Raw genomic sequence first — 21,402 nt, 5'->3', positions numbered from 1 at the left:
TGTTCATTGTTGAGATATTCACCATGAAGAGTGCCTTGCCTGTCAGCAGGCTGTGTTTCGACATCTTGTTTCGCGCTGCGGTGGTCGGCGCCGGGATCCCTGTCGGAATGCAGAGGGAAGGGAGATCGCCATGCTGATCACCACAGGGGTGGCAGTCTTGATTTCGATCGCTGCCGGGGCTTCCATCCGTGCCTGGGCTTTCGCAATTTTTGCATTGCTCGTGGCAATCGGCTTCGGCGGCGTGGCTTTTGCCGATGGCTCTTCCGTGGTCGCGGCGGTCCTCTCCGGCGTCGCCATCCTCGCGTTCATGGAGATCGGCTATCTGGCAGGTGTGTTCGTGTCGGGGTTTTTGCGGCGCAATGCCAGGACGCGGGAAAATAATTCCGTCGCAGACAACGTCGCGACCACCCACGAGCGCCCGCAAGGCTGATGTTGACGTAGAGCCCTCAGCATGCCCGTCTGCAGGACTGCGTTCGACCGACGGGCTGCTTCCCGCGGCGATCCTTGAAAGACCCGACGGGGAAAAACACGACACGGCCGGCCGGCTCCGACCGAGTGCGGAGACGCCGCTGGTGTGATGAGGCCAATCCGCGCCGGGGCGGAATTCGAGCGCTGATATCATCGTGTTGAAATCATCGGCGCTCTCATCAGAGATGTCGATGTCTCCAGCGGGGGGCGGTTGGCGAGCGATCGGATCGTGCGTCGCGGCGAAATATCGGTGACCGCAAGGCATCCGGCCGCCAGACCCGCCGTGGTGCTGAACAGCAGGCCGAGATCGGTGCCGCTTCCCGATATGGCCGCCGAGGCGACCTGGGCGATGGATGCCATAATTGCGGCGGTTCCGATCGCGTGCGTCTCATGATCGCCTGGTATGCGCCGGCCGGCCGCTCTTGCAAGGCTGTAGAGGAAGGTGGCGAAGAGGAGAGTGCCGGTCAATCCGACATTCGAAAGCAATGCCGCGATAAAACTCGAGGCTCGAACCGTGCCGAGCCCGGCGCCGAAAGTGGCGGTATCGACAAATGCGATCAATGCCAGCGTATTCCAGGCGGTGCGTTCTTCGCCGGATTGCGATTGGAGCTTGTCCGACAGGGTGGTCGTCGCGAGATCGGCGAGGGAATTCCAGGCATCGGGAACAAGGTTGAGAGCAACGATGGCGCAAGGGATCAGGAACAGCGTGATCACAAGGAGTGTCACGTGGGGTGTCGTGGCCGGGCCGCCTATCAGCCGTTTCAGGCAGAACAGCACGAACATGGAGACAACGAAGATGCCCGCAATATAGGCGGTGGTCGAGGTGCAAAGGACGATCGTCGGGCCGATGAAAAGTGTTGCAAGTCCCGCCACGCGGCTTTGAACACGCTCCAGCCAGAGCATAAGCGTGAAGGAAAAATAGGCCAGCGCGACGGCGCCGTACATGCTCGCTTCGGGAAAGGCGCCGACGATGCGTTTGAAGCCGCTGATCGTCTCGGCCGTATGCATGGTATAATTCGCATTCCTGATGACATCGAGCAGGTAGGACTGGCCGGTCAGGAAGGTTCCGATATCAAGCAGCGCCAGAACAAAACATGCGATCGACGCCACGATCAACTGCTGCGCGATGAAACGGGCATGGCCGAGCCGAGCAAGCCCGGCGATGACGGCAAAACAGGCGAGGTCGCCGAGCAGGTAGACAGACTGGCTGAGATTGGACGAGCCCGGTGACAGCGGGGCGGCCACCGTCGACATCATGCCCGAGGCGTCTCGCGCAGAGGAGTAGACGAGGGTCGCGCCTGCAAAGATGCGGGGCAAAAAGAAAGACGATGCCACGGAAAACAGGATGTAGGCGGCAAACCAGAAGCCGGGACCTGGATAGGCAATGCTGGCCAGCATGGCCTGCGTTTGAGCCGGACGCAGCAGCACCGCCACGACGAGAAAGAGCACCAAAAGATGGCTTGGCTGGATACTGCTGCCGCCGAGCGCGGGCAATTGCAGAGCCGCTGCGGCGCCCAGCAGCGTCGACAGGCAGAGGATCGTAATCGCAAAGCGAGCGCCGTTGACTATGCAGAGCACGCCGAGCAGCAGAACGATGAAACCGATCGGTTCTATCGACATGCTTCAGATCCCGATCCGGAGGTGAGCAGCCGAGGCCGCTTTTGCCGAAAGCCGGCATTCATCATTCGGCGTGATGCACGAGGCGATATCCGCCCACTGTCGTCGATCGTCACAGCCGCCTCCTAATTCGATCCTGTCGGCGACATCCAGCCGGGGGCCGACCGATTGTCTCCGGCCACGTCGGACGCGATGGCTGCCGAGCTCTGTTTCTGCGGTGCGGTCGGCGGCGCCGGAGATGGCGCCTGAAGATTCGTGTCCAAACCGACCTCGACGAGATCGTGCGGCAGCAATGCGGTTTGCTCGTCCGCCGCGATGGTGCGGGAGGTTCCGTCGTCGTTGCGACGCACGATCCTGTAGTTCTTCTGCGCTTTGCCGAGACCCGGCGCGTCGGTATTGATCTGGGCCAGTTGAGCGTCGTAGCCGGCCTGTTCGCCCAGAAGCTGGGCCACCTGGATATCGATCGCCGCCCTGCCGATTGCGAGATTGACCTGGTTGAGCAGCTCCTGGTTTTCGCTGTTCTGCCTGTTGACGATGTTGACCTTCGAGCGGTCGGCTTCGCTGAGGCCCTGGCGAGCCGTGGTCAGTGCGACTTCGAGATCGATCAGCGTGCCTTGTGCATCCGCCACCCAGCGGTCGACAGAAACCTGACGGGAGTTGCTGACCAGGCCCTTGCTCATGAGGTTGTTGACGTTGTCCAATTCCTTCTGGGCAAGGTCGATCTGCCGTTTTTGCGAACTGATCTTGGCCGCAAGCGACTCGACCTGCTGTCCATAGAGACGGGTGAGGTCGTTTGCCGCTTCGATCTGACTATCGATATCGACGCGCCGCAGCCGCATCAGGTTCAATTCCTGTGCCTTCAGCTTGTCGATATCGGCCGTTCCGGCGAGTTCGGCAGGGATCTCGAAACTCTGCTCGCCGGCGATCTCCGCGCGCAGCCGCGCCTGCCGCATCAAGAGATCGCGCCGGTTAAGAACGGCGGTTCGGTAGGCGCCGGCAGCCTGGATCCGGTCGCGCTCGAAATAGGTATTGTCCTCGCGTTCCCGCAGGAAGCCCCCCGCGATGCTGACGGCCTTCATGACAGTCATGTTCGGTTCAAAAGGATAGCGCCCGGGAGTTTGCACCGTTCCGGTCACGAAGATCGGGGCATGCTCGGCAATTTCGAGGGCGATATATGGCTTGCCGGGAAGGTTAGCCTTTTCGGCCAGTGCGCTGGCGATGGCATCGGCGAGTTCTTCGGTCGTCTTTCCGGTCGCCTCTACGTGGCCGGCGATCGGGATCGACAGGTCGCCGGTATCGTCGATGGTATAGACGCCGTCCAGAGCTTCCCAACTGGCATAACGGGAATCCGATGAGCGCCATTCGACGACGCGCAGTCTTACCTTGTCTTCCGGCACGAGGGTGGTTGTTTGTGCATGGGCGACGCTCCAGCCGGTCAGGCAGCAGAATGCCAGCAAAGCGAGTGCCGTGGAGACAAAGCGATCGGACCAGGATTTGGGCTGCATTGATCTATCTCCGTTTCGTTGCAATCGACGGTGAAGGCATCTCGCGCGGCGACGGATTGCCGAGTTCGAGAATGCGGGACGGCGAGGCGTGGCCGGCGAGAAGATCGGCCAGCGCCAGCATATTGCCGTTCAAACGTCCCCGCCGGTCCACCAAGTGATCTTTGAACAAGAGGCCCGACGCGTTCGCCAGGATGTTGCGGCCGATCTGTGCGATTGCGCGGCCCTTCGACATCGTGCCCTTGCGGATCAGATAGACAGGATTGGCAATCTGCGAATAACCAAGCCTTCGGCCGGGCTGGCGCCCGGATCTGACGCCGAGATGCACGCCGCGGGCGCCCTCGACACGCACCGACCTGCCGTAGCGGGCGATGGACCGGCTGAAATCGACGTCCTCTAGCCAGCCATAGAGCGGCAGCTGCTCGTCAAAAGTCAGGTCGTGCTCAAGAACGGATGACAGGCGAACCGCCATGTTGCATCCGTAAGCGTTGTAGACTTCCGTCACTTTTTCGGCACCTTCGCCGGCGGCTTCAAGAACCTGCAACGCTTTCGACATGCTGAGGCCACCGTCGAGGACGCCGTCGGCCAGGACTTCGCCGGTGGCGATCGCCACGTCGGGCTTTGCCGCAAAGACGGCGGCAATCCGCGACAGGAAGCTCGCGGCGGGAATGAAGTCGTCGTCCAGGAAGATCAGAAGATCCATATCGGCTGCGGCGGCCGCGATGATGCTGTTGCGCTGGGTGGTCAGGCCACGGCTGCCGACGATGACTTCCACGTCGAGGCGGTCGGAGAGCCCGCCGGCGTCGTCGATCACCGGCACGCAGACGATCAGCCGCTCCGCCTGATCCGGCAGGCTGGTGAGATAGTCGATCGTTTCCCGCAATATCGAGGGGCGGCCTGCCGAAGCGATCCCGACGGCAATGCGCAATGGGCGGCGCCCGCCCGCGCCCATGGCTTCTGGGCCGCAAGAAACGGACACCGGCCTCAGCGAACCGTCCTGCCTGGTTTTTCCTGCCGAAGTCGAGGTCATGACTGCATTCTCTTCGGCGCATGGTTGATGATCACGCCGAGGATCTCGGCGCCGACATTACGCAGCGTGTCGATGACGCGCAGGGTATCGTCGATCGAGGTGCGTCCGTGCGAAGTGACGACGAGGACGCCGTCCAGCTCCGGCGCGATCGCATTGGCGTCCGGAGACGCGGAGAACGCGGAAACATCGACGAATACGGCGTCGAACTCCTTTTTCAGGTTGGCGAAGCTCAACTGCGTGCGGCGTGAACTCAAGCGAATGGCCGGCGTCACCGCTTCGACCTCGCCGAGGGGAAGGAATTTCAGCGTCGGGGTGAGAGGCAATGCCGCCGCCTGGATCAGTTCGCCATTGTCGAGGACATCGACGAGACCCGTGGAACTATGGGGCGCGATCGATTTGCTGAGCGAGGATTTCTGCGCGGCGGCATCGATCAGCAGCGTCTGAGCCCCTGATGTCGACGACAGCACCGCAAGCTCGCATGCTATGGTCGATGCTCCGCCGCCGGGATTGACGGCGACAATCCCGATGACGACCCGGCGCTTGCGCCGAAGACCGACGACGGTCGCGCTCAGTTCCGCCATGCCCGGAATAACAGGATAGGCGGCTGCGGTGCTGCTGCCTGTGCCGACGGCGAGGAAAGGCGGGCGATGTCCATCCCCGGTGTTTTTCGATGTCTCGAGCATCGTGACCAGGGGCAGCTCACCGGCTTCCGCGATCTGATGGGGACGGACGATCCGGCGATCGCCGGCATGCCTTATCATGGCAAGTGCCAGGCCGACGCCAAGACCGACCGCCGCCGCAAAGGCGATGATGAGCGCGCTGCGTGGTCTGGCTTTGGAAAGAGGCAGCGTGGCCCGCGAGACGATCGTGGCGTCGGATACCGGGTAGGTGATGCGCTGCCTGGCTTCAGTCAGCTGGTTCAAGGTATTTTCATAGAGGGTGCGGCGTGCATCGGTGGCGCTCTGCAACTCCGCAAGCTTGAACTGATCGCGCGGATTGCTGGTGAAGCTGGCCAGGGCGCTGGCAGCTTCGGCCAGTCCACGCTGCTGCTCGCTGACGAATTTTTCCAGCCATTCGCTATATTGCCGGGAGGCATCGGCCTTCATCGCGATATTTTTCTGGATGTACTGTTTGGCGAGCGTGTCGGCGATGTCGACGGCTTTCTGAGGGGTCGACGCCGCAGCCGATATTTCGATGATCGTCGAACTGCCGATCCGGCGTATTCCCACCATGTTCGCCAGCGTGGCGATCGCCCGGTCGTAGGTCCGCTCCTCCTCGGTTTGCTGTCGTCTTTCATTCGTTCCCGCGGCCGCCGTTTCCTGAGATAGCTCCGGATCTGACGAGATCCCCATCAACCAGCTCTTTGCCCTGTCCTGAAGCGAAGGCGTCTGATCGACGAAATCAGGGTCGGTATCGAGGTTAAGCGCCTTTACCGTTCCGCCGACAACATCGCTGGATCTGGCAATTTCCAGCTGCCCCTCTATGAATGCGTCTTCCGCGAAAGCTCTCTGTGCTTCGGAGCCGCTCACCTGGGGGAAAATCACGAGCTGCGTACTGGCAAGGAAACTCGGTTCGGCGGTCAGCAGGTAGCTCCCCGCCACTGCGAGGAAGGCGACCGTCGTTGCTACGATCCACAGCCAGCGCATCCTGAGAAAGAAAAGCATATCCCGCAATGTCAGCGGCGAATTCCCGCCATTGGGTGTGGCCGGCAGAGATATCGGAGAAACACCACTGAAGATCGTGCTTGAGGTCATGTTGTGCTCATCCAAAATGGCGATATCACGGGGTCGTCAAGTACCGGGCGACCAGGTAGTTTCAGCTTGAAAGGGGCGGGGGAGGACCGTGCCTTCCGATTTCGGGTATGATCGGCAGCTCTCCGCTTTGATGCTCAGTACGAGCCACGCTGCGTAAACAGAGCGGGAATGGTCTTGGCGATGATGACGAAGTCGCGGCCGAGCGACCAGTTGTCGATGTAGTGAACGTCGAGGGAAACCCGGTGCTCGTAGCTGACATCGTTGCGCCCGCTGGTCTGCCAGTGCCCCGTCAGTCCGGGACGGAAGGCCATATAGGCCCAGATATGTTCGCCGTAGCGCGGCAATTCCTCGGCGGTGATCGGCCGGGGGCCGACCAGGCTCATTTCGCCGCGTAGGACGTTGATCAGCTGGGGAAGCTCGTCGATGCTTGATCGCCTCAGGATCTCGCCGACGGCCGTGATCCTCGGGTCATCCTTCAGCTTGTGCGTCGCTTCCCATTCGCTTCGTGCGGCCGGGTTGTTTTGCAGCAATTCGGCAAGCTGAGCGCTCGCATCAGTCTTCATCGTGCGAAATTTGAGGCATCCGAACGGCGCCCCGCCGAAGCCGATGCGTGTATGGGAATAGAAGATCGGGCCGCGATCGGAGAACTTCACGATCATTGCGACGAGCAGCAGAAGCGGCGAAAGCAGGATGAGGGCGGTGATCGCCATCAGGAGATCGAGCGCGCGTTTGGACGATCTGCCCGCGGCATGAGGCCGGGACGCATGGAGGTCGTCGCCTTTCGCAGACCGTCCGACACGCGACCATGACTCGAAACTGTGTGCTTCCCATGCCATTGGGGTCTCCAAAACTTTCGGATTAAGAACGGTTAAACTTTGCTGCACCGCACTCTGGTTGTCTGTTACCAAAGTCATAATCCTTAATAAATTCTTTATGCTACTAAATTGGCAGAATAGAATTTTGATCGTGCTTCGATCAAATTATTATCATTCTAAATCGCGATCCAATCTACATAGAGGTGATTAATCATCCGAGATTTATCTGTATTTTTTATATCGCTATTTCGGCAATTGCCGCTTTTTAATGCGTTGGCTTCCGGGCGGCGACGCGATTAAGTCATTCGATTGTTATTTCATCTCTTCCGACTTACGCTTCGGATTCCGATGTATTTTTGATTCTTTATTAAAATATATATTTTGATTTACGACGTTTATATGTTTCGTTTATTTGACTTGTCTGTGAATGTAATATAATTGCTGCAGTGCGGCATTAACTATGATCATTCGAGTACTCGGAGTTATGCTCATGGATGGGGCGACACAGGCATCGGATCGCAGGGCCGGCATCGGCAAGGTGGCGATTTCGGCGAGCGGCGGCATTCATCTCGACCGCCGCATCGTGCTCGATGATGAATTTCTATCCTGCCGGTCGAGCGTCCGGCGCTTCCGGCGCGGCGAGGTCATCGCAGGAGCCGGCGTCGTAATCGATATGTTCGCTCGCGTGCATACGGGGGTGGTCAGCGCAAGTACGATGCTGCCCGACGGCAGGGAATTCATTGTCGAGATCATCCCGAAATCCGGTCTGATCGGCGAGCTCGAGGTTCTGCGCAGGCAGACGTTGAGCCTCGAATACCGAGCCGCTTCCAACTGTGAGCTGTATTTCTTCGAAGGCCGCCTGCTGCGCGACATGTATGCCAGCGATCCAAGCTTTCGCGAGAAGGTCTTCTCCAGGGCGCTGGCGCGTATTTCGGAGCTTGAACTGCGGATCATTGCGAATGCTGCGTCGAGCCTGCAGTCGAGGCTGGCCAGCACGCTGCTGCGGCTGTCCGCTGTCTATGGAAAAGACGCGGCAAACAGCGGGGACGAGCTGATCATCTCGCAAAATGATCTGGCCGCAACGCTGCCGGCGTCCCGCGAGAAGGTCAATCAATGCCTGCGGCGCCTGCGGGAAGGCAAGATCATCGACGGGGGACAGGGCAAAATCCGCATTCTCAACCGAAAGGCGCTGGAGGCCTGTGCCAACGGCGCGGTTTCGGTGAAGTGATGCGCCCGCCGCTTTCCGAGGCCATCCGATCCATCGCAAGCGTCGGTCGTTTTCCCGACCCCGGCAAGGCGAAGATCGATCGCGTGGTCATCATCGACGACTACTCGGTGGCCAGAGGCGGTGCGACCGGCCTGGCGGTGCTCTCTGCCAGGCTTTTCCGCGGGCTCGATATCCCGGTGACCTATATTTGCGGAGACGACGCTGCCAATGGGGAACTCGTCGCACTGGGGGTCTCGATGGTCGGACTGAACAGCCGCGACCTGTTGAGCGCCGAGCGTGCGAAGGCGTTCGTCACCGGTATTCACAACGGCGCTGCTGTCCGCATGGTCGCGAACTGGATTGCTGCAAAGGATACCGCCAACACCATCTATCATGTGCATGGCTGGCACCAGATCCTGTCTCCCGCGATTTTCAGGGCGCTGATGCCGGTCGCCGGACGATGCGTGGTTCACGCGCATGATTTCTTTACTGCCTGCCCCAACGGCGCCTTTTTCGACTACCAGGCGCAGGAAATCTGCCTTCGACGCCCGCTCGGTGGAAGCTGCATTGCAACGGCTTGCGACAAGAGAAGTTATTCGCACAAATTGTGGCGTGTCGCCCGCGGCTCCAATATCCTCCGGCTCTTGAAGGATCAGGCCGATTTCGGCCGGATAATCCTGCTGCACGAGAAGATGGCGAGCTTTCTCGTCGGTGCCGGCTATCGACCCGAACGGCTGACGACGATCCGCAATCCCGTCGCGCCACTTTCGATCAAACGCATCGAGGCGGAGGCCAATGACGAGTTCGTGTTCATCGGGCGGCTGGACGAGGAGAAGGGCGTGGAGGACGCCATAGCTGCCACGCGCAGGGCCGGCGTCAGGCTGTGCGTGATCGGGGACGGGCCGTTGATGCCGGTGGTCAGAGCGTCGGGAGATCACGTCAGGGCCGTCGGCTGGCAATCGCATGCAGAGATCGGCCCGATCATCCGCAAGGGGCGTGCGCTGTTGATGCCCTCGCGCTATCCCGAGCCGTTCGGTCTCGTCGCGATCGAAGCGGCCAGGAGCGGTCTGCCCGTCATCATGTCACGCAGCGCCTTTCTCGCCGAGGAAATGGAAAGAGCGGGCATGGCGCTTGCCTGCGATACGGCAGATCACGGCGCCTTTGCCGATACTTTGGCGCGATTCAACCAAATGCCAGGGCAAGAGGTCCGCGCCATGAGCGAGCGGGCTTTCCTGACGTCGCCCGATCTCGCCTCGACACAGGAAGAATGGCGCGACGCGCTTCTTGCCGAATATCACAGCCTGATTTCGACGAATGTAGTTTCCGAGTTGACAGACGGTGCGGCGATACAAGGAGTATTCAGTTGACCCTTAAAGCAACAACCTCTCTTCCCGATGCGAGGGCATTTCTTGGTGATGCGCCCGTCATGGCGAAAAGACGGGTCGCCGAGGCCGGAAGCTCCGGCGAAACCGGGAAACTCCGGGTCGCCATCGTGCATTACTGGCTCGTTTCGATGCGTGGCGGCGAGAAGGTCGTCGAAGAGTTGTGCCGCATGTTTCCGCAGGCAGACATCTTCACCCTCGTCTGCAACCGCGATCGCATCAGCGATTTTCTGAAGACGCGCAACATCCGCACGTCCTTCCTGCAGAAGATCCCCGGCGCACAGCGGCATTACACCAAAATGCTGCCGCTGATGCCCTTCGCGCTCGAGCAGTTCGATCTGCAGGACTACGATCTGGTGCTCTCCAGCGAATCCGGTCCTGCCAAGGGCATCATCACTCGCGCCGACGCTCTGCATGTCTGCTACTGCCATTCGCCGATGCGCTATATCTGGGACCAGTTCCATGTCTACCGCGAAGGCCTTCCCTGGGTGGGCCGCGCCCTGATGTCGATCACCGCGCCCATGCTGCGCGCCTGGGATGTGACGACGGCCTCGCGGGTGGATACGTTCGTCGCCAACTCCGACTATGTCGCGAGCCGTATCCGCCGCTTCTACGACCGGGATTCCGTCGTCATCCATCCGCCCGTTGCGACCGACGATTTTGCGGTGGGCAAGGGAAAAGGCGAATTCTACCTCTATGCCGGACAGCTGACGACCTACAAACGGCCTGACATCGCCGTGCGCGCCTGCACCGAGGCCGGCCGGAAGCTGGTGGTGATCGGAGAGGGAGAGCAACTATCCTATCTGAAATCGATTGCCGGGCCGACCGTTGAGTTTCTCGGCCACCAGCCCTTCAACGTGCTGCGCGATCACCTGTCGCGATGCCGCGCGCTGTTGTTTCCGGGCACTGAGGATTTCGGCATTCTGCCGGTGGAAGCCATGGCATCGGGCCGTCCGGTGCTCGCTTTCGACGCCGGCGGCGCCAGGGAAACCGTGTCCTCTCCGCAGGTCGGCTTCCGTTTTGCCGAACAGACGACGGAAGCCCTGCTGGAGACGATGGCGGCGTTCGAAGAGGTCGAGGACGATATCGATCCGCATGCGATCCGCGCGCACGCGCTGAAATTCTCTTCCGCCGTGTTCCGCGATCGCCTGACCAATCTCATCGAGCTACGGCTTTCCAACCATGGCGACCGATCCGCCGCGGTCTTCGGAAGACGGCCGGGCTGAGGGCAGGGGCTGGAGCTGCCACGACCGCAACCGTCTCAACCCGCCGACGAGGAATATAGCAGATCATGTCAAGCGTATCTCAGAGGACGGCGACGGCAAGCATCTGGACGATCAGTGGAAAATTCCTCGCGCGGCTGCTCGATTTCGTCAGCCTGCTCGTTCTGGCGAGGCTTTTGAGCCCCGCGGATTTCGGCCTGGTCGCTATCGCAACCTCGGTGCTCGTCATCGTCGAGACGATTCTGGATCTGCCGTTGACGCAGGCTCTGATGCGTCAGCCATCGCCTTCCCAAGAGATGTTTGCCACCGCCTTCACCCTCAGCCTGCTTCGGGGGGCGGCCATCAGCCTGCTGATGATCCTCATCTCCTGGCCGATGGCTGTGATTTACGGCGACCCTCGGCTTTTTTCCCTTGTCGCCGTTCTCTCGATCGCGCCTGCCATGCGCAGCATGATCAGTCCGCGCATGGTGCTTTTCATGCAGCGTTTCGATTTCAAACGCGAGTTCGCGCTCGATCTCATCACCAAGGGATCGACATTGCTGTTCGGCGTCGGTGTGGCGGTGACGACAGGCAGCTATTGGGGATTGGCGGTCGGCGCCGTTGCAGGCCCGACCGCGGCGATGATCACCTCCTACGTCTTTGCGCCGATGCGGCCGGCGCTCAGCCTTTCGGAATGGAAACATTTCCAGGACATGATCAGTTGGAACACCGTGTCGCAGGTGCTGAATTCGATCAACTGGCAGCTGGACCGGCTGCTGCTGCCGCGTTTTACCGGCCTGTCGACGTTCGGCGCTTTCAGCGTCGCCGACAATATTGCCGGGATCCCCTACCAGACCTTCGTCGGGCCGTTGCTTCGCCCGCTGATGGCGGCATTCTCCACCGTCGAGGACCGCCGCAATCTGGTCGTTGCCTATCTGAAGGCGACGAATGCGATCACCTTCGTCGCAGCACCCGTTCTCATCGCGCTCGCCATGCTCGCCGCGCCGACCGTACGCATCCTCGTCGGCGAGAAATGGGCATCCGCCGCGCCGATCCTGCAATGGCTGTGCCTCGTCAGCCTGCTCGGTCTTCCCACGAACATCATGCCGGCATTGGCGATGGTTCTCGATAACACCCGTTCGCTCGCTTTCAGGATGTTTGCCGAATTCGCCGTCAGGGTGCCGGTCACCATCCTGGGCATCGCCTATTTCCAGGTGGAAGGCGCGCTCGGCGCTCGGATCATCGCTGTGCTCGTCGCCTATGCCGCGTCGCTCGTCCTCACCCGGCGGCTGATCGGCGCGAGTTTGGTCGCGCAGCTGAATTCTTTTTGCCGGCCGCTGGCCGCGAGCTTGCCGATGATCGCTTTCCTGCTCTGGGTACAGCCGATGCTCGCCCCTATGCCTGTCGGCTTCAATCTGATCGCCAGCCTCGCCCTTTGCGGCGGGACGGCAGCCGCGATCTTCTGGGCTTTCGCGCTGCTGCTGTGGCAGATCCTGGGAAGGCCCGACGGCATTGAGACCATCATCGTTCAAAGGCTGATGCCGCGGCGAAACGGGGTTCTCGCCTCATGATCGAGACAGGTGCAGCCCGGCGATTTGGTTTGGCGTTTTCGGAGAAACGGAATGCGTTACGGAATATCTTCTAGGGCTTTGGGTCTGCTCGTCGTTCTCGGTCTGGGAGCGTTGCCGGGCCGGCCGAGCGTTGCCCAGGAACCGCTCAATATCAATGCATACCAGCTGACGTTCGAGGAGAATTTCGACAGCCTCGATGTCTCGGCATGGGGAGAGAAAAGCTCCCGCTGGATCGCCCATACGCCGTGGAACGGCGATTTCGGCGATGCCCGTTTCACCGATCCGGCCCCCGGCTTTCCGTTTACCACCGATCAGGGAATTCTGAAGATCGAAGCGCGCAAGGGGGCCGACGGCACATGGCGCTCGGGCTTGCTGTCGTCGGTGAACCCGAAGGGGGAAGGTTTCTCGCAGCAGTTCGGCTATTTCGAAGCGCGGATGAAACTGCCGCCGGGCAAGGGCGTCTGGCCGGCCTTCTGGCTCATTGGCCTCGACCGGTCGAAATACACCGCCGAGATCGACGTGCTGGAATATTACGGCCGCGCGCCCTATGAATTCAGCATGGGCTTCCATATCTGGCGTCAGAGCCAGGGCGGGCAGAACTCCACCGGCGGCTATTGGAACAAGGTCCAGGACGGAATTTTGAACAGCGACTATCACACCTACGGTGTCGATATCCAAGCTGACAAGACGAGCTTCTACTTCGACCGTCAGTTCCTTTGGAGCTTCGACACGCCGAAGGAGTTCCACATGCCGTTTTATCCGCTGGTTAATCTGGCGCTCGGCTCGGGCTGGCCGATCGATGAAACGCCGAACCCTTCGATTTTGCTCGTCGACTATATCCACGTTTACAAGCGGAAGCCCGTCGACGCCGCGAATTGAGCAAAGGACGCGTCGTCAGCTATCCCTGGCGAACGAGGCTGAGGCCGGTTTGCGGATCGAAAAGATGTATTGCCTCTTCGTCGAAGAAGAGGATCAGTTTTTCGTTGTCGCGGATCGGCGTGCGCGGCGGCAGGCAAGCCATCAGCCGCTGGTTTCCAGCAAGGGCGGTGACGACGAGTTCCGGGCCGGTCAGCTCGGCGACCTCCAGGGTTGCCTTGAGCGACGGGCCGGCGCCGTCCGTGCGAAGGGCCTCGGGGCGGATGCCGAGGATGACGTCGCGGCCATTGACGGCGGCCTCGGCGAAGCGGGCCGGCAGGGGCAGGCTGGCATCGGAACCTGCAATCGCCAGCCGGCCATCGCGCACTGTCGCCTGCAGCAGGTTCATCGGCGGCGCGCCGACGAAGGTGGCGACATAAAGCGTTGCCGGGTGGTTGTAGATCTCCTCCGGTGTGCCCAGCTGCTCGATACGGCCGTCGCGCATGACGGCGATGCGGCTTGCCAACGTCATCGCCTCGATCTGGTCATGGGTGACATAGACCACCGTGGTCTTCAGCATCTGATGCAGCCGCTTGATCTCGGTGCGCATCTCCATGCGCAGCTTGGCGTCGAGATTGGAAAGCGGCTCGTCGAACAGGAAGACCTCAGGCTTGCGCACCAACGCGCGGCCGATCGCCACGCGCTGGCGCTGGCCGCCGGAGAGCTGGCTCGGCTTGCGATCGAGGAGGTTTTCGATCTGCAGGAGTTTGGCGGCGTCGCGCACGGCCTTGTCGCGCTCGGGCGTCGGGACCTTGCGCATTTCCAGGCCGAAGCCGATGTTCCGGTGCACCGACAGATTGGGATAGAGCGCATAGGATTGAAAGACCATGGCGATGTCGCGGTCCTTCGGATGTACACCGAGCACCGATCGCCCGCCGATCCTGACGTCGCCGCTCGTTGCCTCGGCAAGGCCGGCAATGATGTTGAGCAGCGTGGACTTGCCGCAGCCCGATGAGCCGAGCAGCACGAGGAACTCGCCGCTTTCCAGCGAAATGTCGATGCCTTTCAGCGTCTCGACCTCGCCATAGGTCTTGCGGATGTTTTCGATGTCGAGCGCGCTCATGACACGGGTTCCTGGGGAGATGACGGATCACCGTAGCTGCGGGGAAGGGTGGAAATGGCGCGCGAGGCGACCTGCGTCCCCGCCGCCAGGCAGGAGGCCAGCGGCTTACCATCTGCCAATGCTGCCAGGAAGCCGGCGTTGAAGACATCGCCGGCGCCGATCGTATCGACGACCTTGACGACGGGTGCAGCCCCCGACGCCGGCTGGCCGTCCGGCCCGATGGCGATCGCACCGTCCGGGCCGCGCTTGACGACGACGATTGCGCCCTCCGGCATATGCGACCTGATCTCACGGGCGGCGTCGATCGGATCAATGATGCCGGCAAGCGTCGTCGTCTCGACTTCGTTCAGCAGGGCGATGCCGCTGCGCGAAAGCCAGGCGCGGGCAGCCGCGCAATTTCCTTCGGTCCAGCCGTCGAGCGGCCAGCCGGTATCGAGCGCGACGGTGATGTCGTGGCTGTCGGCCCAGTCGAAGAAGGCGTCATATTCGCTCGCCAAGTCGTCGGTCAGAAAGCCGCCGCAGAGGAGCGCGTAGCCGCCGCGCAGCCTTTCGCCGTCGATAACGGCGAAGACGTCGGCGAGGCTGAAGCGCGGCAGGTGGCCGGTCGTCGTGAAGAAGGTGCGCTCGCCGTCCGGATGGGTGATGCCGACAGAAAGCGTCGTTCGCTCGGGGCGCACCGGCCAATTTTGGGAGCGGTGGCCGAAGGCCTCCGCCAGCCACCGGCCGAACTGGTCGCTGCCGATATTGGCGGCGATCTCGAATTCGATGCCGAGCGCCTGCCAGGCGAGCGCGCTGTTGCCGGCGGATCCGCCGACCCTGAGCTCGTCATGATCGACGATGATTTCCGTGCCGGCCTTCGGCCAGGGGGCGGCCGGTCCGAGGATGAGATCGACATTGACGTTGCCGATGACTGCAAGCGGCCGCATTCATTCGCTCCGGGTAATCTTGGTTGAACGGACCGGCGTTCCGGCATTCTCGACGCGGGCATCGGCAAAAGCGATCATCAGCCGCTGGGCGACCGGCAGCATGGCGAAGATCGCGGCAAGGCCGGTTGCCGGGGCAAAGCGGATCGCCACCGCGCCGGCGACCGGTTCCTGACCGGACGCATCGAACAGGACCACCGCGGCGCCGGTTTCGACGGCGGAACTCGCCATGACGGTCACGAGACCTGATGTCTCGTCCAGACCGCGGAACAGCACGACGCCGATTTCGGGCCCCAGCATCTCCATCGGACCGTGGCGCAACTGGCCGCCTTCGAGCGAAAAGCAGGGGCGGCGCGACAGCTCCGTCAATCCGAGCGCCAACGCCTCGGCGACACCCTGCAGCCGGCGGCCCGAGGTGACGACGGTCGCGACGTTTTCGAGTGCGGCGAGCGCGGCGGCGATGTCATGCTCTTCCGGAGCCCTGAGGGCGGCAAGTGCGGCCGTAGGATCTTCGCCGAGGGCGGCGAGGATTGCCAGGTGCAGGGCGAAGGTCACCGTCAGGCTGCGGGTGGCGGCGAAGGCGAGTTCGGTGCCACCGCTGCCAACCAGCGAGGGGGCGGTTCTTGCCAGGAAAGAGCCGGCTTCGAGGGTAAGGCCGAAGGTGTCCTCCGCGCCGCCGGTCTCGTTGAACCAGCGCAGGACTTCGGCGCTTTCGCCGGATTGCGAGGTGACGAAGATCGTCCTGCCGGCGATCGGCAGCGGCTGGCCGAGCTGTTCGGAGAGCGGCACGGCGATGGCGTCGATGCCGAGCGCGCGATAGAGCGGCTCGACGGCGCGGTTGACCGCATGCGAACCGCCCATGCCGATCAGGAGAAGGCGGCCGGTCTTCTTCAGCGAGGCGGCGGCTCTTGCCGCCATGGGTGCGGCGGCTTCATAAGAGGCGATGGCATCGGCGTGCTGGCGGGCCATTTCGCGGTCGATCGCCGCAAGCCCGGCGGGCCGGGTTCTTTCTGTTGTCATGTTCATCCCTTGACGCCGCCGCTTGTAAGCCCCGAAATCAGAGCGCGTTGCATGACGAGACCGATCAGCACCGGGGGCAGGGCGGCGAGCACGCCTGCCGTGGCGATCAGTCCGTAATCGGAAACGCGGCCGCCGGCGAGATCGGCAATGGCGACGGTGAGCGTTTTGGCGCGCTGGTCCGAGGTGAAGAGCAGCGCATAGAAGAATTCATCCCAGGCAAGCAGGAATGCAAAGAGGCTCGATGTCGCCACCACGGGGGCGGCGAGCGGCAGCGTGATGATCCGGAGCGTCTGGAACAGGCCGGCGCCGTCGATCATTGCGGCGGATTCGATCTCGCGCGGGATGGAATCAAAGCCCGATTTCATCAGCCAGGTGGTGAAGGGCGCCAGGATCGTCAGATAGACGAGGGCGAGGCCGAAGACGTTGTTCAGCATGCCGAGATGGGAGAGACCCATATAGAGCGGCACGGCGAGCGCCACCGGCGGCAGCATGTAGGTGGCGATCACCATCGACAGCGACCAGCCCACGGAAGGTGTGCGCGACACGGCCCAGCCGGCCGGTATGGCGAGCGCGATGGCGGCGATCGTCGCCATGCCGGCCACCTCGATGCTGTTGCGCAGCGATGAGGTGAAGGCGGCGCCGGCGCTGTTTTCCAGCGTCGACAGCAGGAGATGGTACCGCGAGAAATCCGCCGCCTGCGGCCACCAGCGCAGCGGCTTTGCCGCAAGGTCGGCGGCCGGCGAGATGCTCATGATGAACAACCACAGGATCGGCACCAGGATGACCGCAGCAAGCAGCAGCGCACAGAGGTGAATGAAAAATGAAAAGAGCGGGCTCCGGCGTTCCATCAGGCGGCACTCCCGGCGGTCTTACGCACCAGTGCGGCATAGCCGGCGGCAAGTAGCGTCACCAGCAGCGTGACGATCAGGGCCAGCGACGCGCCCGAGCCTGCCCGCTGGAAGGAGAAGGCTTCCTGGTAAACGAGGATCGACAGCGTGCGTGTGCTGTTGGCCGGCCCGCCGCGGGTCATGACCCAGATGATGTCGAACACCTTGAAGGCTTCGATGGTGCGCAGCACCAGCGCCACCATCAGTGGGCCGGCGAGATAGGGCAGGATGACGAAGCGGAAGCGGGCGAAAGGACCGGCACCATCGACCAGCGAGGCGGCGGTGATGTCGCGCGGCACGGCCTGAAGTGCGGCGAGCGCGATCAGCGCCACTAAGGGAAAATTCTTCCAGCAATCGGCGACGATGAGGGCAGCGAGCGCCGTGCCGGGTTCGCCGAGCCAGGAGCGATAGGCGTCGAGCAGGCCGAGCTGCGTCAGCGCGGCGTTCAGCGCGCCGTATTCCGGATTATAGATCAGCCGCCAGAGCGTGGCGTTGACGACGGTCGGCAGCGCCCAGGGCAGGATCATCAGGGCGCGCAGCGCAGTGCGGCCGCGAAATTGCTGGTTCAGCAGCAGGGCGGCGAGGACACCGATCACCATTTCTGCGGCGACCGAGACGATCGCGAACCAAGCAGTGGTGATCAGCGTACGCTGGAAATTCGAGCCGGAGAGCATCTTGGCGTAATTGTCGATGCCGACGAAGTTGCCCTCAGTGCCAACGAGCTTGGCATCGGTGAAGGAGAGGCCGACGGTGTCGACGAGAGGCCAGCCGATCACCGAGATCATGACCACGAGAAGCGGCAGCATTAGAAGCCACGCGCGGGTTGTCAGCCAAGTGCCCGACATCAAGGCGACCCTTTTCATTCATAGGTTCTGGAGGCCGGGCGGCGGGCGCCGCCCGGGGGTTCATGCCGGACCTAAAGCGCGTCGCGATCTTTCAGATTCGCTTCTTGCGCTTTAGGTCTTTGTTTTTACACATGTCGTTATCGCAAAACCGCTGCACACTTTTGCGCGACATGCTTTAGAGGCCGCTGTTTTCGGCGGCCGATTTCAGCGCATCCTCGGGAGAGGACTGACCGAGCATCGATTCCTGGATCGCCTGCTGCAGCGCGGTCGACAGCTCCTGATATTTCGGTGTCGTCGGGCGCGGATACATGGCGGCAAGGCCGACCTTGGCGGCGGAAATCAGCTCTTCCTGGCCCTTGGTGACTGCAGGGTCCTCATAGGAAGAGGCCCAGATCGGCAGGCTGAGCTTGGCGTAGGCGTTCTGTGTCGCCTGCGAGGTCATGAAGGTGATGTATTTCCAGGCCTCGTCGGGATGCTGGCTGGCGGAGGTGATGCCGAGGCCCATCGAGCCGTTGACGGCGGAAGCCTGGCTCTTACCGGCCACACCCGGTGCCGGCACGACGCCGACCTTGCCCGCCACCTTGCTGTCTTTCGGGTCGTTGGCCATGTTGTACATGTAGGTCCAGTTCAGCGCGAAAGCGGCATCGCCATTTTCGAAGACCTTGCGAACGTCCTCTTCCAGGAATTCCTTGGAGTTCGGATTGGTCAAGCCGGAGGCATAGCTCCCGACCATGTATTTCAGAGCATCGAGGCCGCCGCCGGCCTGGAAGGCGGGCTTGCCGTCCTTGAGGAAATCGCCGCCATAGGCGCTGACGAGCGTGGTATAGTCGCAGATCGCGGCTTCCGCCTGCGACCAGCTCCAGGCGATCGGGGTGGCGAGCAGGCCCTTGTCCTTGATTGTCTTTGCCTGCTCGGTTAGTTCGTCCCAGGTCTTCGGCGGCGCCTTGATGCCGGCCTTTTCGAGGATTTCCTTGTTGTAGAACAAGTATTTGGTATCGAGGATCCACGGCATGCCGTAATATTTGCCGTTATACTGCACGGTGGTCCAGGCACCCGGCAGCACGCCCTTCTTCATCTCGTCGGTGACGCGCGAGGAGACGTCGACCAGCACCTTATTGGTGGCGTATTCGGCCGGCCAGATGACGTCGAAGAGGACGACGTCATAACCGCCGCCGGAACCCTGCGCCAGTACCGTCTTATCGTGCAGGCCTTCATAGGGAACGAATTCGAGATTGACCTTGATGTCGGGGTTCGCCTTGGCGAAGGCATCGGTCATGGCGCGCACATCGGCCTCGCTGTAAGCGGCCTGCGCCATGAAAAGCGCGTTCAGCGTCGTCTCGGCGAAAGCATGCGGCGCAAGTGATGCGCCGATCAAGGCCGCACCCAGAAGCGTCTTGGTAAGGGATTTCAGCATTGCAGCCTCCAGTTTTGTGACATTTACGCATTGCCGAGGGCGGCCCTCCCGCCATCGGTCTTCGAGAAGGCACGTAGGGAAACGTGCCGATTGTCGTCTCGGAGCGTCGTCGGGGCCTTGTCCGGCCTCCTGCGTTCCCTGGAACTCTCCGGTCCCTTAATAAGTCAATTGTCTTGACTTATTACTTCTTCAACATTCTATTGGAGTCAAGAGGCAATTGCACATGAGCGACGTCAGGCCGATCCGGGCCAAGAGCGGCACCAATCACGAAGGCACCAGCGCACATAACCGGCGCGTGATGATCGATGCCTTGAGGATGAACGGTGCACTTTCACGCGCCGATCTGGCGCGGGCGACATGGCTGACCAAGCAGACGGTGTCGAATATCATCGAAGAACTCGAGCGCGACGGCCTCGTCCGTTCGCAGGCAGCGGTGCGGAAGGGCCGAGGTCAGCCCTCGACGCCCTATGGGCTCGTTCCCGAGGGCGCCTTCGCGATCGGCCTGCAGATCGACCGGCATGTGACGCGTGCCGTCGCGGTCGATCTCGTCGGCAGCGTTCTCGTGCGTGATGAGGCGGGCCTGCCCGCCGGAGGTCCGTCGGAAGGCGCGAAGGTCATCCTCGATCTGGTTGCCGGCGTGCGTGCAAAACTTGCCGGAATCGTCCAGCAGTCGGAAAAGCGGCTGGTCGGCCTTGGCATCGCCATGCCCGGCCCCTTCGGCGTCGCCGGCAGCGGTGACGACCCCTGGATGATGGAGGCCTGGCAGAAGTTTCCGCTGTTGGAAACGCTGACCGCCGGTACCGGGCTCGATGTCGGCCTGCAGAACGATGCGGCGGCGGCGGCGACCGCCGAGCGCATGGTAGGAGTTGCCCATGGCCTCGACCATGCCGTCTGCCTCTTCGTCGGTTACGGCATCGGCGCCGGCCTCATTCTGAATGGCGAACTCTACCGCGGCGCCAACGGCAATGCCGGCGAGATCGGCATGGCGCTGTTGTTTGCCGACGGTAAATCGACGCCGCTCGAACATCGCGCCTCGCTCGCCTCGCTCTACCAACACCTGTCGATCGATCCGGCCGATGCCGATCTGCACGCACAGATCAGCAACCTTGTCTCCAAGGGCGACCAAAGCATAGAGACCTGGATCGCAGCGGCGGCGGCGGACCTGCGCTGGAGCATCCATCTCATCGAAACGGTCTTCGATCCGCAGACAGTGATCCTCTGCGGCAGCGCCCCGGAGGCCTTGGTGAACCGGTTGATCGCGGCCATCGGCCCGCTGCTGCCCTCGATCGCCGAACGGCGTGGCCGGACGCTGCCGCGCCTGCAGCCCGGCATGGCCGATCCCTGGTCGGTGGCGCTCGGGGCCGCCGCCGGACCGATCAGTCGTGCATTCGATCCGCATTTTGCTGCAATTTTGAAGGATTCCCTCTGATTCAGGGGCTGAAACCGAGCGTTGCACAGCAGTGCAAGAGTTGAAAAATGGGGCTTCTTCGTAAGTGTCAAGCAACGATATCGGCGAATAACGACAGGCTGTCGCAATATAAGCAAATATTGAAAACCCTTGAAAATTATATTTATTCGAATATAAATATGAATGTTCGGCAGTGCGCTGGGGGTGGCTGGTGAGACTTCTCCAAATATAGTCTCGGCCGTGGCAAATAATATCCAAATGAAGGTTTTGTGACGGCGCGGTTTCGATCGTTGCATGTCATGTAATATTCATTGGCCGCGGCAATTTGAACCAGTTAATAGGGCGTGCGCCGAAAGTGCGCGTCCCTTTTACGTTCGAG

The 21,402-nt window shown here is 61.7% G+C and carries 18 protein-coding genes; 7 read left to right on the top strand and 11 right to left on the bottom strand.

The features are described 5' to 3' along the window. Positions 1-130: 130 nt before the first annotated feature. Complete coding sequence (locus RHEC894_RS17385; RefSeq protein ID WP_010069048.1) at positions 131-430, top strand: hypothetical protein; 300 nt, start codon at positions 131-133, stop codon at positions 428-430. A gap of 188 nt (positions 431-618) precedes the next feature. Here RHEC894_RS17385 and RHEC894_RS17380 read toward each other — a convergent pair whose 3' ends face one another. The 5 genes from RHEC894_RS17380 to RHEC894_RS17360 form a co-directional block, all read right to left on the bottom strand. Then, positions 619-2,088 (bottom strand): hypothetical protein, encoded by a 1,470-nt coding sequence (locus tag RHEC894_RS17380; protein WP_010069049.1) that lies wholly within the window; start codon positions 2,086-2,088, stop codon positions 619-621. A gap of 122 nt (positions 2,089-2,210) precedes the next feature. Further along, the gene (locus tag RHEC894_RS17375; protein ID WP_085738204.1) at positions 2,211-3,590 is read right to left on the bottom strand and encodes a polysaccharide biosynthesis/export family protein; all 1,380 of its coding nucleotides are present in this window, start codon (positions 3,588-3,590) and stop codon (positions 2,211-2,213) included. Between the two features lie 4 nt (positions 3,591-3,594). Continuing rightward, complete coding sequence (locus RHEC894_RS17370) at positions 3,595-4,617, bottom strand: glycosyltransferase family 2 protein (RefSeq protein ID WP_085738203.1); 1,023 nt, start codon at positions 4,615-4,617, stop codon at positions 3,595-3,597. After that, a complete protein-coding gene (locus tag RHEC894_RS17365) occupies positions 4,614-6,371 on the bottom strand; it encodes a tyrosine-protein kinase domain-containing protein (protein WP_085738202.1) in 1,758 nt (585 codons plus the stop codon). The genes RHEC894_RS17370 and RHEC894_RS17365 overlap by 4 nt, the downstream gene beginning before the upstream one ends. 134 nt (positions 6,372-6,505) lie before the next feature. After that, the gene (locus RHEC894_RS17360; protein WP_085738201.1) at positions 6,506-7,207 is read right to left on the bottom strand and encodes a sugar transferase; all 702 of its coding nucleotides are present in this window, start codon (positions 7,205-7,207) and stop codon (positions 6,506-6,508) included. 469 nt (positions 7,208-7,676) lie between these two features. Between RHEC894_RS17360 and RHEC894_RS17355 the strand changes: the two genes are divergently transcribed. The 5 genes from RHEC894_RS17355 (at position 7,677) to RHEC894_RS17335 (ending at position 13,427) form a co-directional block, all read left to right on the top strand. Then, positions 7,677-8,414 (top strand): Crp/Fnr family transcriptional regulator, encoded by a 738-nt coding sequence (locus tag RHEC894_RS17355; RefSeq protein ID WP_085738200.1) that lies wholly within the window; start codon positions 7,677-7,679, stop codon positions 8,412-8,414. Then, positions 8,414-9,760: a glycosyltransferase family 4 protein gene (locus RHEC894_RS17350; RefSeq protein WP_085738199.1), complete on the top strand. Its 1,347-nt coding sequence runs from the start codon at positions 8,414-8,416 to the stop codon at positions 9,758-9,760. The genes RHEC894_RS17355 and RHEC894_RS17350 overlap by 1 nt, the downstream gene beginning before the upstream one ends. Then, complete coding sequence (locus RHEC894_RS17345; RefSeq protein ID WP_085738198.1) at positions 9,757-11,001, top strand: glycosyltransferase family 4 protein; 1,245 nt, start codon at positions 9,757-9,759, stop codon at positions 10,999-11,001. Before RHEC894_RS17350 ends, RHEC894_RS17345 begins: the two co-directional genes overlap by 4 nt. Positions 11,002-11,066: 65 nt before the next feature. Further along, a complete protein-coding gene (locus tag RHEC894_RS17340) occupies positions 11,067-12,548 on the top strand; it encodes a lipopolysaccharide biosynthesis protein (RefSeq protein WP_085738197.1) in 1,482 nt (493 codons plus the stop codon). A 51-nt stretch (positions 12,549-12,599) separates the two neighbouring features. Then, positions 12,600-13,427, top strand: a complete 828-nt coding sequence (locus RHEC894_RS17335) for a glycoside hydrolase family 16 protein (protein ID WP_085738196.1) — start codon at positions 12,600-12,602, stop codon at positions 13,425-13,427. Positions 13,428-13,446: 19 nt separating this feature from the next. On the opposite strand, the gene ugpC is transcribed toward RHEC894_RS17335, so the two are convergent. The 6 genes from ugpC to RHEC894_RS17305 all read right to left on the bottom strand — a co-directional run bounded on the left by ugpC (position 13,447) and on the right by RHEC894_RS17305 (position 19,615). Further along, positions 13,447-14,526, bottom strand: coding sequence for a sn-glycerol-3-phosphate ABC transporter ATP-binding protein UgpC (gene ugpC, locus RHEC894_RS17330; protein WP_085738195.1), 1,080 nt, complete (start codon positions 14,524-14,526; stop codon positions 13,447-13,449). Next, positions 14,523-15,452 (bottom strand): PfkB family carbohydrate kinase, encoded by a 930-nt coding sequence (locus RHEC894_RS17325; protein WP_085738194.1) that lies wholly within the window; start codon positions 15,450-15,452, stop codon positions 14,523-14,525. The genes ugpC and RHEC894_RS17325 overlap by 4 nt, the downstream gene beginning before the upstream one ends. Then, positions 15,453-16,475 (bottom strand): SIS domain-containing protein, encoded by a 1,023-nt coding sequence (locus RHEC894_RS17320; protein ID WP_085738193.1) that lies wholly within the window; start codon positions 16,473-16,475, stop codon positions 15,453-15,455. Continuing rightward, complete coding sequence (locus RHEC894_RS17315; protein ID WP_010067859.1) at positions 16,472-17,317, bottom strand: carbohydrate ABC transporter permease; 846 nt, start codon at positions 17,315-17,317, stop codon at positions 16,472-16,474. The genes RHEC894_RS17320 and RHEC894_RS17315 overlap by 4 nt, the downstream gene beginning before the upstream one ends. Beyond that, positions 17,317-18,201, bottom strand: coding sequence for a sugar ABC transporter permease (locus RHEC894_RS17310; RefSeq protein WP_085738192.1), 885 nt, complete (start codon positions 18,199-18,201; stop codon positions 17,317-17,319). The genes RHEC894_RS17315 and RHEC894_RS17310 overlap by 1 nt, the downstream gene beginning before the upstream one ends. Positions 18,202-18,376: 175 nt before the next feature. Beyond that, positions 18,377-19,615: an extracellular solute-binding protein gene (locus RHEC894_RS17305; protein WP_085738191.1), complete on the bottom strand. Its 1,239-nt coding sequence runs from the start codon at positions 19,613-19,615 to the stop codon at positions 18,377-18,379. A gap of 223 nt (positions 19,616-19,838) precedes the next feature. Here RHEC894_RS17305 and RHEC894_RS17300 point away from each other — a divergent pair, with 223 nt between their 5' ends. Next, positions 19,839-21,044, top strand: coding sequence for an ROK family transcriptional regulator (locus tag RHEC894_RS17300; protein ID WP_085738190.1), 1,206 nt, complete (start codon positions 19,839-19,841; stop codon positions 21,042-21,044). The last annotated feature ends 358 nt before the right edge of the window (positions 21,045-21,402 follow it).

This window comes from Rhizobium sp. CIAT894, from assembly GCF_000172795.2.
Lineage (GTDB): Bacteria > Pseudomonadota > Alphaproteobacteria > Rhizobiales > Rhizobiaceae > Rhizobium.
This window is presented reverse-complemented; position numbering and strand designations above follow the sequence as displayed.

Bases quoted from the DNA above. Each gene is read 5' to 3' on its own strand.
- RHEC894_RS17375 (WP_085738204.1), bottom strand. From the start codon at position 3,590: ATGCAGCCCAAATCCTGGTCCGATCGCTTTGTCTCCACGGCACTCGCT.
- RHEC894_RS17385 (WP_010069048.1), top strand. From the start codon at position 131: ATGCTGATCACCACAGGGGTGGCAGTCTTGATTTCGATCGCTGCCGGG.
- RHEC894_RS17315 (WP_010067859.1), bottom strand. From the start codon at position 17,317: ATGGAACGCCGGAGCCCGCTCTTTTCATTTTTCATTCACCTCTGTGCG.
- RHEC894_RS17325 (WP_085738194.1), bottom strand. From the start codon at position 15,452: ATGCGGCCGCTTGCAGTCATCGGCAACGTCAATGTCGATCTCATCCTC.
- RHEC894_RS17340 (WP_085738197.1), top strand. From the start codon at position 11,067: ATGTCAAGCGTATCTCAGAGGACGGCGACGGCAAGCATCTGGACGATC.
- RHEC894_RS17355 (WP_085738200.1), top strand. From the start codon at position 7,677: ATGGATGGGGCGACACAGGCATCGGATCGCAGGGCCGGCATCGGCAAG.
- RHEC894_RS17305 (WP_085738191.1), bottom strand. From the start codon at position 19,615: ATGCTGAAATCCCTTACCAAGACGCTTCTGGGTGCGGCCTTGATCGGC.
- RHEC894_RS17335 (WP_085738196.1), top strand. From the start codon at position 12,600: ATGCGTTACGGAATATCTTCTAGGGCTTTGGGTCTGCTCGTCGTTCTC.
- RHEC894_RS17380 (WP_010069049.1), bottom strand. From the start codon at position 2,088: ATGTCGATAGAACCGATCGGTTTCATCGTTCTGCTGCTCGGCGTGCTC.
- RHEC894_RS17365 (WP_085738202.1), bottom strand. From the start codon at position 6,371: ATGACCTCAAGCACGATCTTCAGTGGTGTTTCTCCGATATCTCTGCCG.
- RHEC894_RS17350 (WP_085738199.1), top strand. From the start codon at position 8,414: ATGCGCCCGCCGCTTTCCGAGGCCATCCGATCCATCGCAAGCGTCGGT.
- ugpC (WP_085738195.1), bottom strand. From the start codon at position 14,526: ATGAGCGCGCTCGACATCGAAAACATCCGCAAGACCTATGGCGAGGTC.
- RHEC894_RS17360 (WP_085738201.1), bottom strand. From the start codon at position 7,207: ATGGCATGGGAAGCACACAGTTTCGAGTCATGGTCGCGTGTCGGACGG.
- RHEC894_RS17370 (WP_085738203.1), bottom strand. From the start codon at position 4,617: ATGACCTCGACTTCGGCAGGAAAAACCAGGCAGGACGGTTCGCTGAGG.
- RHEC894_RS17300 (WP_085738190.1), top strand. From the start codon at position 19,839: ATGAGCGACGTCAGGCCGATCCGGGCCAAGAGCGGCACCAATCACGAA.
- RHEC894_RS17320 (WP_085738193.1), bottom strand. From the start codon at position 16,475: ATGAACATGACAACAGAAAGAACCCGGCCCGCCGGGCTTGCGGCGATC.
- RHEC894_RS17310 (WP_085738192.1), bottom strand. From the start codon at position 18,201: ATGTCGGGCACTTGGCTGACAACCCGCGCGTGGCTTCTAATGCTGCCG.